The organism is Pseudomonas sp. P4_C1 (assembly GCF_056402155.1).
This window is the reverse complement of sequence record NZ_JBFUHY010000099.1, coordinates 1-14109: the sequence shown is the minus strand read 5'-3', so window position 1 is coordinate 14109 and position 14109 is coordinate 1. Positions and strand designations below refer to the sequence as shown.

Sequence of the window (14109 nt, the reverse complement as noted above, 5' to 3'; positions counted from 1 at the left end):
AGCTTGCTCGCGATGGCGGTGTATCAGGCGACATCAATAGTGAATGTGCCGACGCCATCGCGAGCAAGCTCGCTCCCACAGGTTGTACGGTGTTACTAATCACTCCCGCGACTCAACCCCCAACTCATCCCACACCGACTCGGCCAAATGGAACGTCGCATTGGCCGCCGGAATCCCGCAGTAGATGGCGCTCTGCATGATCACTTCCTTGATCTCGCCACGGCTCACGCCGTTGTTGGCGGCGGCGCGCAGGTGCAGTTTGAGTTCGCCCTCGCGGTTCATGCCGATCAACATGGCAATGGTGATCAGGCTGCGGGTATGGCGCGGCAGGCCCGGGCGGGTCCAGATGTCGCCCCAGGCGTGACGGGTGATCATCTCCTGAAACTCCGAGTTGAACTCGGTCAGGGCGGTCAGGCTGCGGTCGACGTGGGCGTCGCCGAGGACCGCGCGACGGACTTTCATCCCCTCGTCGTAACGTTGTTTCTCATCCACAGCAATACCCTCAATCAGCCGACAGAAACGCCAGCACGCGCTCGCTGAACGCATCGCCTGCCTGGACGTTGGATAAGTGCGCGGCGTAGAACTCGGCGTACTCGGTGCCCGGCACATGCTCTTGAATGAAATGCCCGCCAGACGGTGGCGTCACGGCGTCTTCGGTACCGGCAATCACCAGCAGCGGCGCCTTGATCGACGACAGCTGATCGCGGAAATCGGCATCGCGCACCGCCGCACAGTTGGCCGCATAGCCTTCTGGCGAAGTGGCCGCGAGCATGTCGGTAATCTGCTTCGCTGCTGCCGGGTTGGCTTCGGAAAAGTCCGGGGTGAACCAGCGGGCAATCGACGCATCGCGCAGTGCAACCATGGCCGCCTGACCATCACGCAGCACCATTTCGATACGCGGGTTCCACACCGACGGATCGCCGATTTTCGCCGCGGTGTTGCACACGATCAGCTTGTTCAGGCGTTCGCCGGCATTGATCCCCAGCCACTGGCCAATCAACCCGCCCATGGACAGACCGCAGAAATGCGCGCGCTCGATGTGCAAGGCATCCAGCAAGGCGAGCACGTCATGACCCAGCTGTTCGATGCTGTAAGGCCCCGGCGTCACCAGCGATTGGCCGTGACCACGGGTGTCGAAACGCAACACGCGAAAATGCTCGGTGAACGCCGGGATTTGCGCGTCCCACATGTGCAGGTCAGTGCCCAAAGAATTGGACAACACCAGTACCGGCGCATCGACCGGTCCATCGAGTTGGTAATGCAGTTCGCCCTCGGCGAGTTGTACAAAAGCCACAGCAAGTCTCCTTCAGGCAGTCAATGCAGAATGTTCAGCCACCGCGCGCTCGACCCAGGTTTTGGCCTGACCGAGGTAATGAGCGGGGTCCAGCAGATGATCGAGTTCAGCCGCCGACAGCTCGGCGGTCACTTGCGGTTCGTCGCCGAGGACCGCACGCAGGTGACGCTGTTCGGCCACCGCGCGTTTGCAGCATTGTTCGAGCAGATGGTGTGCGGTATCGCGACCGACCCGTTGCGCGAGCACGATGCTCACCGCTTCGGCGAGCACCAGTCCCTGGGTCAAATCGAGGTTGCGCGCCATGCGCCCGGCATCCACTTCCAGGCCTTGAGCGATCAGCAACGCCTGCTGCAGGCTGCCCGACACCAGGCAGCAAATTTCCGGCAGGGTTTCCCACTCGGCATGCCACAGGCCGAGGCTGCGCTCGTGTTCCTGGGGCATGGCGCTGAACAGCGTCGAGAGCAGACCGGGTACACGCGTCGCCGCGCCGATCAGCACCGCCGCGCCCACCGGATTGCGCTTGTGCGGCATGGTCGAAGAACCGCCCTTGCCCGGCGCCGAAGGCTCGAACAATTCGGCGGCCTCGGTTTGCATCAGCAGACTGATGTCGCGGCCGAGTTTGCCGAGACTGCCGGCGATCAGACCGAGTGCGGCGCCGAACTCCACCACGCGATCGCGCTGGGTATGCCACGGCTGATCGGGCAAGGTCAGTTGCAGTTCTTCGGCCAGCGCCCGGGCAATCGGCATGGCCTGTTCACCCAGGGCGGCAAGGGTTCCGGACGCGCCGCCGAATTGCAGCACCAGCAGGCGCGGCTTGAGTTCGGCCAAGCGCTGACGACTGCGCGTCACCGCCCCCAGCCAGCCGGCGATTTTCATACCGAGGGTGACCGGCGTTGCATGCTGCAGCCAGGTACGTCCGGCCAATGGCGTGGTCGCGTAGCGCTGGGCCTGGGACGCGAGCGTCTGCCCCAGTTGCGCCAGATGGTTTTCGATCAGTTCCAGTGCGCGGCGCAGTTGCAGCACCAGGCCGCTGTCCATCACGTCCTGACTGGTCGCGCCCAGATGCACATAGCGCTCGGCTTCGGCATCGGTGGCCGCGATCTGTTTGCCCAGTGCCTTGACCAACGGAATCGCCGAGTTACCCGCGGTGGCAATCGCCTCGCCCAACGTAGCGAAGTCATAAAGCCCGGCGCGGCAAGCCGCTTCAATCGGCGCGACAGCACTCGACGGAATCAACCCTACCTGCGCTTCGGCCCGGGCCAGTGCCGCTTCGAAATCGAGCATGGCCTGGACCCGGCCCTGATCGCAGAACACCTCACGCATATCGCGGGCAGTGAAATAGGCATCGAACAATTGATTGCCCGGTCGCTGGTTCATAAACAATTCCTGGAGGCGCGGGCCGCTGCGGCCCACGCGTGAAGATCAAAGATCGTGATGCAGATACTTCGCCTGTTTCGGCAGACGCAGGCTGAACAGGAACGCTATCGCCATCATCACTGTCACGTACCAGTAGAAGGAGTTTTCCATGCCCACGGCCTTGAGACTCAAGGCCACGTATTCCGCCGAACCACCGAAGATCGCATTCGCCACCGCATACGCCAGGCCGACGCCCAGTGCACGCACTTCCGGCGGGAACATCTCGGCTTTTACCAGGCCACTGATGGAGGTGTAGAAACTGACGATCGCCAGCGCCAGGGTAATCAGCACGAAGGCCAGAAACGGACTTGTCACGCTTTTGAGGCTCAACAGGATCGGTACGGTGAACAGYGTGCCGAGGGCGCCAAACCAGAGCATCGAGTTACGCCGGCCGATCTTGTCGGCGAGCATGCCGAAAACCGGCTGCATGCACATATAGAGGAACAGCGCGCCGGTCATGATGTAGCTGGCGGTCTTGGCCGGCATGCCGGCGGTGTTCACCAGATACTTCTGCATATACGTGGTGAAGGTGTAGAAAATCAGCGAACCACCGGCGGTGTAACCCAGTACGGTGATGAACGCGGCTTTGTGGTCGCGAAACAGCGCGCTGATGCTTCCTGCGTCCTTGTTTTCGCGCATTTCCTTGCTGGAAGTTTCTTTAAGCGAACGACGCAGATACAGCGAAACCAACGCCGCCATGGCACCGACCACAAAGGGAATCCGCCAACCGTAGGCACGCAGGTCATCCTCGGTGAGGAACTGTTGCAGGATCACCACCAGCGACACCGCGAGCAACTGGCCGCCAATCAGGGTCACGTACTGGAACGAGGCGAAGAAACCGCGCTGGCCCTTGAGCGCCACTTCGCTCATGTAAGTCGCGGTGGTGCCGTACTCACCGCCCACCGACAAGCCTTGCAGCAAACGGGCGAACAGCAACAGGATCGGCGCCCAGACCCCGATACTGTTGTAGGTCGGCAAGCAGGCAATAAGCAAAGAGCCGAAGCACATCATCAGAATCGAGATCAGCATCGAGTTCTTGCGCCCGTGCTTGTCCGCCAACCGACCGAAAATCCAGCCACCAATCGGGCGCATCAGGAAGCCGGCGGCAAACACGCCAGCCGTGTTGACCAACTGCACCGTGGGGTTGTCGGACGGGAAAAAGGCCGGCGCGAAATAGATCGCGCAGAAGGCATAGACATAGAAGTCGAACCATTCGACCAGGTTGCCGGACGAAGCACCGACGATGGCGAAGATCCGCTTGTTGCGTTCTTCGCCCGTATAAAGAGCTATAGGAGCCGTGGGTGTTGTCATTGTTTTTTCACTCAAAGGGGACAGTGAGAGTCTAGACACACTTTGCAACAGTCCCGTTCCGCAGATGCATCAGCAACGCAAATCCACTGTGGGAGCGAGCTTGCTCGCGATAGGGGCGGGTCAGACAACATCAATGGTGAATGTTCCGACGCCATCGCGAGCAAGCTCGCTCCCACAGGTTTTTGCGGTGTTCACTTAATAGTCGAAGAACACCGTCTCGGCATCGGTACCCTGCAAAATCACGTTCCACTGGTACACGCCCAACGCATCCTGCTTCGCCATCAGCGTATTACGACGCTCGGCCGGCACGCACTCCAGCAATGGATCGTCGACGTTGGCGGCTTCGCCATCAAAGTAAATCCGCGTCAGCAAGTGCTTCACCAGGCCACGGGCAAACACCAGCACCACCAGGTGCGGTGCCTGGGTCGTGCCTTTCAAACCTTCAACCGTGCCCGGCTTGATCGTGGTGAAGCGAAAACGCCCTTCGGCATCCACCGGCACCCGGCCAAAACCTTCGAAGTTCGGGTCCAGGGGTTTGTCCTGGTCATCTTCCGGGTGATCGTATTTGCCGGCGGCGTTGGCCTGCCAGACTTCCAGCATTGCGTCGTTGACGACATCACCGTTGCCATCGACCACTTGCCCGGTGATCGCCACGCGCTCGCCCAGGGTTTGTTCGACGGCCAGGTTTTCGCGGTTCAGCCAGGTCAGGCCGATGTGGTAGTACGGCCCGACGGTGTGGGACGTGGTCGCAGTCAGCGTCATCTTATTTCTCCATCGGCGTGGCGTCGCGGCCGCGCAAAACGATGTCCCAGCGATAACCGAGGGCATAGGAAGGGATGGTTTTTTCCAGATCGAACGTGGCGATCAAGCGCTCTTTGGCGCCGGTATCGGGCACGCAGTTGTAGATCGGGTCGTAGGCCAGCAACGGGTCGCCCGGGAAATACATTTGCGTCACCAGCCGCGTCAGGATGCTCGGTCCGAACAGAGAGAAATGGATGTGCGCCGGGCGCCAGGCGTTGTGGTGGTTACCCCATGGATAGGCGCCGGGCTTGATGGTCTGGAACTGATACCAGCCATCGGCGTCGGTCACGGTGCGGCCGGTGCCGGTGAAGTTAGGGTCCAGCGGCGCGTCGTGCAGGTCGCGAGCATGGGCGTAGCGACCGGCGGCGTTGGCCTGCCAGATCTCCACCAGAATCCCCGGCACCGGCAGACCGTTCTCATCCAGCACACGGCCGTGGATGATGATGCGCTCACCCTGTGGTTGCCCTTCATGCTGGGCAGTCAGGTCGTTGTCCTTCTCGTTGACGCACTCGGCGCCGATGGTCGGCCCGGTGATTTCCGACAACGAATGGGGCAGAAACACCAACGGCTTGGACGGCGAGCGCAGGTTGGTGGATTGATAGGTCGGGTGCAGGTATTCCGGCTGAGTGCCCGCCTGCGGGCGACGGTATCCAGGCTTGTCAGTCATTACACTTTCCTCAGTTCTTATTAGCCGACGGGGCGTGTCAGACACGTTCGATCGCCAAGGCCAGACCCTGGCCGACGCCGACGCACATGGTCGCCAGGCCTTTCTTGCCACCGGTTTTTTCCAGCTGATGCAACGCGGTCAACACTAGTCGCGCACCGCTCATGCCCAACGGATGACCCAAGGCAATCGCGCCACCGTTGGGGTTGACCTGGGCCGCATCGTCGGCGATCCCCAGTTCACGCAGCACCGCCAAACCCTGGCTGGCGAAGGCTTCGTTGAGTTCGATCACGTCGAAATCGCTGACCGCCACACCGAGGCGTTCGGTCAGTTTACGCACCGCAGGCACCGGGCCAATGCCCATCACCCGCGGCGCAACACCGGCGCTGGCCATGCCCAGCACTTTGGCGCGGGCGGTCAGGCCGTGTTTCTTCACGGCTTCGGCCGAGGCCAGGATCAACGCTGCCGCGCCATCGTTTACTCCGGAGGCGTTGCCGGCGGTGACAGTTTTGTCGGGGCCGTTGACCGGTTTGAGTTTGGTCAGGGCTTCCAGGGTGGCGTCGGCGCGAGGATGCTCGTCCTGGCTGACCACGGTTTCACCCTTCTTGTGGGCAATGCGCACTTCGACGATTTCTTCGGCGAAGAACCCGGCAGCTTGCGCGGCGGCCGTGCGTTGCTGACTGCGCAGTGCGAAAGCGTCCTGATCTTCGCGGGAAACTTCGTAGTCATCGGCTACGTTATCAGCGGTCTGCGGCATCGCGTCCACGCCGTACTGGGCTTTCATCAATGGGTTGATAAAACGCCAGCCAATGGTGGTGTCTTCCAGCTTCATGTTGCGCGAGAACGCGGCATCAGCTTTACCCATCACGAACGGCGCACGGGACATCGACTCGACGCCACCGGCAATCGCCAGCTCCATCTCGCCGCTGGCGATGGCACGGAACGCGGTGCCGATGGCGTCCATACCCGAAGCGCAAAGACGATTGAGGGTCACACCAGGAATGCTTTCCGGCAGGCCCGCCAGCAGCAGCGCCATGCGCGCGACGTTGCGGTTGTCTTCCCCGGCCTGGTTGGCGCAGCCGAGGAACACCTCGTCCACGGCGCTCCAGTCCACCGACGGGTTGCGTTCCATCAAGGCTTTGATCGGCACGGCAGCCAGATCGTCAGCCCGCACCGTCGACAGACCACCGCCGAAACGGCCGATGGGGGTACGAATCGCGTCGCAGATATAAACGTCACGCATCAGGCTTCTCCGGGGGCTTGGCCGTGGGCGGCGGCGGTGCGGGCTTCAAGATCGCGCAGCGCGGTCAATTCCACGATGGTTGGCTCCGCGGTGGTCGCAACACTGTCGGCAAAGCGAATCGGCCAACCGGTGGCGGCGACCACTTGCTCGCGGGTCACGCCCGGATGCAGTGCGGTGACCACGAACTCGTGGGTACCCTCCTCCGGCTCCATGGTGCACAGGTCAGTGATGATGCCGACCGGACCGGCGCCTGGCAGACCGAGACGCTTGCGTGAATCGCCGCCCTCGCCATGGCCGACCGAGGTAATGAAGTCGAGTTTGTCAACAAAGGAGCGCGACGATTGCTTGAGGATAATCAGTACGCTCTTGGCGGAACCGGCAATCTCCGGCGCGCCACCGGCACCCGGCAGACGCACTTTCGGCGCGTGGTAATCGCCGACTACGGTGGTGTTGATGTTGCCGAAACGGTCGACCTGCGCTGCGCCGAGGAAGCCGACGTCGATGCGCCCGCCCTGCAGCCAGTAACGGAATATCTCGCCGGTGGGGACCACGGTGTCGGCGGTTTCCGCCAGTTCACCGTCGCCGATCGACAACGGCAGTACGCTCGGCTTGGCACCGATCGGACCCGATTCGTAGATCAGCACGACATCAGGCGAGGAAGTCAGGCGCGCCAGGTTGGCCGCTTTCGACGGCAGGCCGATGCCGACGAAGCACACCGAACCGTTCTTCAGACGGCGAGCGGCGGCGACGGTCATCATTTCATTGGTGGTGTAAGTCATTACTTCGCCTCCGAAGCGGCGGCCAGTTTGGCCTGGAACTCGCTGAAGTCAGCGCTRCCGTGGATGTACTCATTGATCCACGCGGTGAAGGTTTCACGGTCGCGGGCAATCGGGTCCCAGGCCTGGTAGAAACGGTTGTCGCGCTCGTTGTAGCCGTGGGCGTAGGACGGGTGCGCGCCGCCAGGCACGTGGCAAACAGCGCTCAAGGCCCAGGTTGGCAATACACAGGAATTCATCGGTGCATTGAGGTCGTCGACGATTTCCTCAACGGTGACGATGCAGCGCTTTGCCGCCAGCGCGGCTTCTTTCTGCACACCGAGAATGCCCCAGAGCAGCACGTTGCCCTTGCGGTCGGCTTTCTGTGCGTGAATCACGGTAATGTCCGGACGTACCGAAGGCACGGCGGCCAACACTTCGCCAGTGAACGGGCAGGTGACGGATTTGATCAGCGGGTTGACCTTCGGCAAGTCGGAACCGGCGTAGGCACGCAATACCGCGAATGGCAGGCCGGAAGCGCCGGCAACGTAGGCATTGGCCAGGTCGGCGTGGCTGTGCTCTTCGATTTCCAGCGGGTGCGGCCACTGCTTCTCAACGGCGTCACGCAGGCGATGCAGGGAGCCGACACCCGGGTTACCGCCCCAGGAGAAAATCAGCTTGCGGGCACAACCGGCACCGATCAACTGGTCGTAGATCAAGTCAGGGGTCATCCGCACCAGGGTCAGGTCTTTCTTGCCCTGGCGAATGATTTCGTGACCCGCCGCCGTCGGGATCAGGTGGGTAAAGCCTTCGAGCGCGACCGTATCGCCGTCGTTTACGAATTGCTTCACCGCGTCGTGCAGCGAAAGGATTTCAGCCATTGGGGCAGGCTCCCATTTATTGTTAACCGACAGTGGAAGAAGGCGCCGATGCGCAGCGCCGGAATGACTGAAGATTAAGCCCGTGCAAAACGCCAAACAATCCGATAATCGACTAACCGTTCGATTATCGAACATATTGTTGCTTGGCTACCGATCCCCAAAAGCTTCGCGAGCAGGCTCGCTCCCACAAGGTATGGCGTAATCCATGTGGGAGCGGGCTTGCCCGCGATGAGGCCCTCAACCTCGCTGAAAATTCTGAACCCTGGAATCAGGTCGCATCCGCATGACTGACCATGCCCTTGATCACCACTGCCGTGGTCGCCAAGGCCGCCGGAATCACCAGCGCTGTCAGCACTTGCTCGAAATTCCAGCCCAGCCCCAGCAGCGTCGCTCCCATCCACGCCCCGAGAATGGCGCCGAAGCGGCCGATCCCGAGCATCCACGACACCCCGGTGGCCCGCCCCTGAGTCGGATAAAACCGTGCAGCCAGCGACGGCATTGCCGATTGCGCGCCGTTGACACACATCCCGGCCACCAGCACCAGGGTCGCCAGCAGCGCGATGTTGCCCAGGCTCTGCCCTACCGCGTAGGCAAACACCCCGGCCAGCAGGTAAAAAATGCCGATGACCTTGTGCGGATTGAACCGGTCCATCGCCCAGCCCACGCCCACCGCACTCAATACGCCACCGAACTGGAACAGTGCGCCGATGAAAGCGGCTTGCTCCATGCTCGCGCCACTGTCACGCATCAGCGTCGGCAGCCAGCTGGTCAGCAGGTAAACGATCACCAGGCCCATAAAGTAGGTCAGCCACAGCAGCAAGGTGCCGGTGCTATAGGTGCCGGAGAAGATCACCGCGAACACATTGCGCGCCTTCACGGTTTTCTGTTCCGGCACGCTGAAACTGGACGCCTGGGCCACCACCGTCGGATCAATCGGCGCCAGTGCCTTGCGCACTTTGTCCGTACCGCGATTGCGTACCACCAGGTAACGCGCCGACTCCGGCAGCCAGAGCAGCAAAACGACGGCGAGGATCAGCGGCAGAATCCCGCCGATCAGCAGCAGGCTGTGCCAGCCAAAGGCCGGAATCAGCTTGGCCGAGATAAATCCGCCGCCAGCCATGCCGAGGTTGAAACCGCAGAACATGCTGGTTACCAGCAGGGATTTTTTGCGTTCCGGGGTGTACTCCGACAGCAGGGTCGTGGCATTCGGCATGCCGGCGCCCAGACCCAGGCCGGTCAGGAAGCGCAACACCAGCAACTGATCGACATTGCTGCTGTAGGCCGAAGCCAGACTGAAGGCACCGAACAACAGCACCGCACCGACCAGTACGACTTTTCGTCCGAAGCGGTCGGCCAGAGGGCCGGAGCCCAGTGCGCCGAAGACCATGCCGATCAACGCCGCACTCATCACCGGGCCGAGACTGGCACGGTCGATACCCCAGTCCTGGGACAGGGCCGGGGCGATGAACCCCATGGCCGCGGTGTCGAGGCCGTCGAGGAAGACAATCAGGAAACACAGGATCACCACCCGCCATTGGTAGCGCGAAATGGGTTGAGCATTGATGAAGGACTGCACGTCAAGGCAGTTACCTACAGCAGACTGAGGCTGGTTCATTATTTTTATTCCACGGATCGCTGTCGAACGGTGTCAGCAGATGCTGACGAAGCCGCGACAGTAATGATCCGGGGGAAACAGCGTCAATTCACCCAGCGCGACTCTGTGCGTTTATCGAACACCTTAAGTGAACAGCTGCGTACTCAGGTCGCGACTGGCACTTAGCAGGCCGGGCAGGAAACGCTGCTCCAGCTCATTGCGGCTGACCCGCCCCGCATGGGTGCTAACGTTGAGGGCCGCAACCACCTGGCCGGAGGCGTCATACACAGGAACGGCAATTGAACGCAGCCCTTGCTCGAGTTCCTGGTCGACGATGCACCAGCCTTGCTGTCGCACCTCTTGCAGGCATTCGAGCAGCGCCTCGGGGGTGTGGATCGTGCGGCTGGTCTTGGCCTGCAATTCGGCGTGGTCGAGGTATTCGCCCAGCGACGTGTCATCCAGCGCGGCCAGCAGAATCCGCCCCATCGACGTGCAATAGGCCGGCAAGCGCCCGCCCACCGACAGGTCCACCGAAATCAGGCGCTGGGTGGTTGCGGAGCGGGCGATGTACAAAATGTCATCACCTTCCAGCGTGGCCATGTTGCAGGCCTCGTGCAGTTGCTCGCTCATGCGGTCCAGGTAAGGCTGGGCGGACACCGCCAGCGGCGTCGATGACACATAGGCATGGCCGAGGGTCAGGACTTTGGGCAGCAACGAATAGGTGCGGCCGTCGGTGGTGGCGTAGCCGAGTTTGATCAGGGTATGCAGGCAACGGCGCACGGCGGCGCGGGGAATTTCCGTGCGGTGACTGATCTGGGCGATGGTCAGGTGCCGTTTGCGCTCCTGGAACGCCTGCACTACGGCCAGGCCACGGGCCAGGGACGTCATGAAGTCCGGGTCGCCGGTCAGTGCCTGGATCCGCTTGGCCGGCGAAGCAACGATGGGGGGAGCCACTGAAGTGAAGGAATTGCGCATTTGATCGTTCATACAAGGTCCTGTTACCCACTCGGATCAGCGACTATTACAAAGGGCTACCGCCTGGCGCTCAAGCCCGGCCTGCCATCTTCGGGCGATTATCGAACGCTCGACCGATAATCGCAATCCACCGTGTCAATCACCCGATTCGCGGGTGTTCGATTTTTTCGCTGACTCACGAACCGCTGTTTACATCGACTCGACACAGGACTTAATGGGGCAATCTAAATACCGTAACTTGTTCGAACTATATGGCGTCCGGCAGGCATCGCTGCAATGTGGTACCCGTCGGCGTTCCAGTTAATCGTAAAATTTCGAGCAACAAAACGGTCACACACCGGGATCCGCTTTTAACTCTTTGGAGATAGTGTTCTTCAAATCGGCCGCTATAATACAATTCAGTAGCGCTTCGGTTTTTTACTTGCCGAACCCGCTACCCGGCAATGCGATGTTCCATCGCCGTTGCCCGTTGCAAGCGCCAGACTCGCATTGAACCGCCTTGCCAGTGCGCTTGCCGATACAGGAAACTGAAGCTACGTCAGCTGTTTATATCTGGTGCCGTGGCCGCCTGTGACATGGAAGTATTGATCACCCTGTTGCCAAAACGATGCCTTGACGGGCATTGCCCATTCGACGAACGTGATCAATCGATTTGATGCAGCGCGTGTTCACCAGAATTTATCCCAACTCAATCAGGTAGCACTGTGACGAAAGACGAACTGCGCGCGGAACTAGAGCGCCAGGAACAACGCTACAAGGAAGTTTACGGCGGAGAAGTCACCACTTACGCCGCTCAACCCGAACCGGAACGCAAACCCTGGCGTAAACGCGCCACTGTCCAGGATCAGGTTTTCCAGCAAGAACTTCAAAAAATGGAAAAGGAACTCAAAGCCGAAGAGCCGTGACTGCTTTGGCCTGATCCTTACAAAGGCCTGCCTCTGCACCCGTTAAAAGCGGGGGTGTATTGATGCTGCCTTTCGCGCCCGCCATGAGCGGGCAGCGGCCATCACCGTCGTCGAATCCGGCAAATTTCCGGTATCTGACCTATTTCTCAGATTTTTCTCACAACCGTTCAAGCCCCTCTTACCGGGCCGCGAAGGTTTTGTGACGGTATATTTTTTAAATTAAATCAATGACTTATAAAACACAGCAAAACCGTGGGTTTTCAGGTGCTGCGGCAAAAAAATTCGTTGAAGAATGTTACCGACGAGCAGCTAGTGCATTGATTAGCGGTCTTTTCTGGCATAATCGCGCCCCCTTATGACCGGGTCAGAAAACCTTCATGATCGATTTATTCAGCGGACTGGATGCTTGGGTGCTTGTGAGCCTCTTGCTCGCCCTGGCCTTTGTCCTCGCCTTCGAGTTCATCAACGGCTTTCATGACACCGCTAACGCGGTGGCGACCGTTATCTACACCAAAGCCATGCCGCCTCACCTGGCGGTGTTTTTCTCCGGTGTGTTCAACTTCCTCGGCGTACTGCTGGGCGGGGTCGGCGTGGCGTATGCCATCGTCCACCTGCTGCCGGTAGAACTGCTGATCAATGTGAACACCGGGCACGGACTGGCGATGGTGTTCTCGTTGCTCGCCGCCGCCATCACCTGGAACCTGGGCACCTGGTACTTCGGTATCCCCGCCTCCAGCTCCCATACGCTGATCGGTTCGATCCTCGGCGTGGGTCTGGCGAACGCCTTGATCAACGAAATTCCGTTGGCCGATGGTGTGAACTGGCAGAAGGCAATCGATATCGGCATGTCGCTTGTATTCTCACCAATGGCAGGCTTCCTGATCGCCGCACTGATCCTGATCGGTCTTAAATGGTGGCGTCCGCTGTCGAAGATGCACAAGACGCCGGAAGAGCGCCGCAAGATCGACGACAAGAAACACCCGCCGTTCTGGAATCGCCTGGTACTGGTGATCTCGGCCATGGCCGTGAGCTTCGTGCACGGTTCCAACGATGGCCAGAAAGGTATCGGCCTGATCATGCTGGTCCTGATCGGTATCGTGCCGGCCCAGTTCGTCCTCGACCTGAACAGCACGACCTATCAGATCGAGCGGACCCGCGACGCCACGCTGCACCTGAGCCAGTTCTACCAGCGCAATGCCGAAACCCTGGGCGAGTTCCTGGCCCTGGGCAAGAGCCTGAATGGCGATCTGCCGGAGAAATTCCGTTGCAACCCGCAACAGACCGAACCGACCATCGCCGCCCTGCTCGACACCCTCAAGGGTGTAGCCGACTATCACTCGCTGCCGGCGGAAAGCCGTATCGAAGTCCGTCGCTACCTGCTCTGCCTGGACGACACCGCGAAGAAAGTCAGCAAGTTGCCAACTCTCGGGGCTCGTGAAAAGGCCGACCTGGACAAGCTGCGCAAAGACCTGACCACCACCACCGAATACGCGCCGTTCTGGGTAATCCTGGCGGTTGCACTGGCCTTGGGCCTGGGCACCATGGTCGGCTGGAAACGCGTGGTACTGACCATTGGCGAGAAGATCGGCAAGCAAGGCATGACCTACTCCCAAGGCATGTCGGCGCAGATCACCACTGCCAGCCTGATCGGCATGGCGAACATCTTCAGCCTGCCGGTTTCCACCACCCACGTGCTGTCCTCGGGCGTGGCGGGCACCATGGTCGCCAACAAAAGCGGCCTGCAAGGCGGCACCGTCAAAACCATCCTGCTGGCCTGGGTATTGACCCTGCCAGCCACCGTGGCCCTGTCGGCCGGGTTGTTCTGGCTGGCTTCGAAGGCCCTTGGCAGCTGATAGGCGGCCAAACGAAAAAAGGCGCGCTCCGCAAGGACCGCGCCTTTTTTATTGCCAAAATCTTCGCCACACCACAAATCACTGTGGGAGCGAGCTTGCTCGCGATAGCGGCCTTACAGCCAATATAGATGCTGAATGTTATGGCCTCATCGCGAGCAAGCTCGCTCTCACATCTATGGTTACCCCCTTTTCTGCAATACTGTTGTTGATGTCGTGTTTGGCTTGCTTTCATCTATCCGGCGTCTGAGTTGGGGTTGTGGCCCCCGCGCCTCGATGAGAATCGATGCCCAACGACCCTAATTAGGGGAACGGCCTTGCAGCCGTGTGAGAGCCCAGGGTTGTCGTCAGGCCGGTTGGCCGTTCATGTCATCAGTTATCCAGCATCGCAAAACCAGGTGGGTGGTGCTTGGGTGACAG

Annotated in this window: 13 protein-coding genes; 2 read left to right on the top strand and 11 right to left on the bottom strand. The window is 60.5% G+C overall.

The window, feature by feature from the left end; translation table 11 throughout:
* Window positions 1-99: 99 nt before the first annotated feature.
* The 11 genes from pcaC to pcaR form a co-directional block, all read right to left on the bottom strand.
* Window positions 100-492: a 4-carboxymuconolactone decarboxylase gene (gene pcaC / locus AC1DU9_RS27725; RefSeq protein ID WP_130210590.1), complete on the bottom strand. Its 393-nt coding sequence runs from the start codon at window positions 490-492 to the stop codon at window positions 100-102.
* A gap of 10 nt (window positions 493-502) precedes the next feature.
* On the bottom strand, window positions 503-1294 hold the full coding sequence (gene pcaD / locus AC1DU9_RS27720) for a 3-oxoadipate enol-lactonase (RefSeq protein WP_223463897.1): 792 nt from the start codon (window positions 1292-1294) through the stop codon (window positions 503-505).
* Between the two features lie 12 nt (window positions 1295-1306).
* Entirely contained in the window at window positions 1307-2671 is a 1365-nt protein-coding gene (locus tag AC1DU9_RS27715; RefSeq protein WP_223463898.1) for a 3-carboxy-cis,cis-muconate cycloisomerase, read from the bottom strand.
* A gap of 45 nt (window positions 2672-2716) precedes the next feature.
* Window positions 2717-4021: an MFS family transporter gene (locus AC1DU9_RS27710; RefSeq protein ID WP_223463899.1), complete on the bottom strand. Its 1305-nt coding sequence runs from the start codon at window positions 4019-4021 to the stop codon at window positions 2717-2719.
* Window positions 4022-4216: 195 nt separating this feature from the next.
* A complete protein-coding gene (gene pcaG / locus AC1DU9_RS27705; protein ID WP_223463900.1) occupies window positions 4217-4783 on the bottom strand; it encodes a protocatechuate 3,4-dioxygenase subunit alpha in 567 nt (188 codons plus the stop codon).
* Window position 4784: 1 nt separating this feature from the next.
* Entirely contained in the window at window positions 4785-5489 is a 705-nt protein-coding gene (gene pcaH, locus AC1DU9_RS27700; RefSeq protein ID WP_223463901.1) for a protocatechuate 3,4-dioxygenase subunit beta, read from the bottom strand.
* 37 nt (window positions 5490-5526) lie between these two features.
* A complete protein-coding gene (pcaF, locus tag AC1DU9_RS27695) occupies window positions 5527-6732 on the bottom strand; it encodes a 3-oxoadipyl-CoA thiolase (RefSeq protein ID WP_457266126.1) in 1206 nt (401 codons plus the stop codon).
* Window positions 6729-7508, bottom strand: a complete 780-nt coding sequence (locus tag AC1DU9_RS27690; protein WP_223463902.1) for a CoA-transferase subunit beta — start codon at window positions 7506-7508, stop codon at window positions 6729-6731. The genes pcaF and AC1DU9_RS27690 overlap by 4 nt, the downstream gene beginning before the upstream one ends.
* The gene (locus AC1DU9_RS27685) at window positions 7508-8365 is read right to left on the bottom strand and encodes a CoA transferase subunit A (RefSeq protein ID WP_020798340.1); all 858 of its coding nucleotides are present in this window, start codon (window positions 8363-8365) and stop codon (window positions 7508-7510) included. The genes AC1DU9_RS27690 and AC1DU9_RS27685 overlap by 1 nt, the downstream gene beginning before the upstream one ends.
* Window positions 8366-8633: 268 nt before the next feature.
* Complete coding sequence (gene pcaK, locus AC1DU9_RS27680; protein WP_223463903.1) at window positions 8634-9980, bottom strand: 4-hydroxybenzoate transporter PcaK; 1347 nt, start codon at window positions 9978-9980, stop codon at window positions 8634-8636.
* A 123-nt stretch (window positions 9981-10103) separates the two neighbouring features.
* Window positions 10104-10946: a pca regulon transcriptional regulator PcaR gene (gene pcaR, locus AC1DU9_RS27675; RefSeq protein WP_150718587.1), complete on the bottom strand. Its 843-nt coding sequence runs from the start codon at window positions 10944-10946 to the stop codon at window positions 10104-10106.
* 692 nt (window positions 10947-11638) lie between these two features.
* On the opposite strand from pcaR, the gene AC1DU9_RS27670 reads away from it, so the two are divergent.
* Together AC1DU9_RS27670 and AC1DU9_RS27665 are read left to right on the top strand one after the other, a co-directional pair.
* A complete protein-coding gene (locus AC1DU9_RS27670; RefSeq protein ID WP_007986337.1) occupies window positions 11639-11839 on the top strand; it encodes a hypothetical protein in 201 nt (66 codons plus the stop codon).
* Window positions 11840-12216: 377 nt separating this feature from the next.
* A complete protein-coding gene (locus AC1DU9_RS27665) occupies window positions 12217-13692 on the top strand; it encodes an inorganic phosphate transporter (RefSeq protein ID WP_223463904.1) in 1476 nt (491 codons plus the stop codon).
* The last annotated feature ends 417 nt before the right edge of the window (window positions 13693-14109 follow it).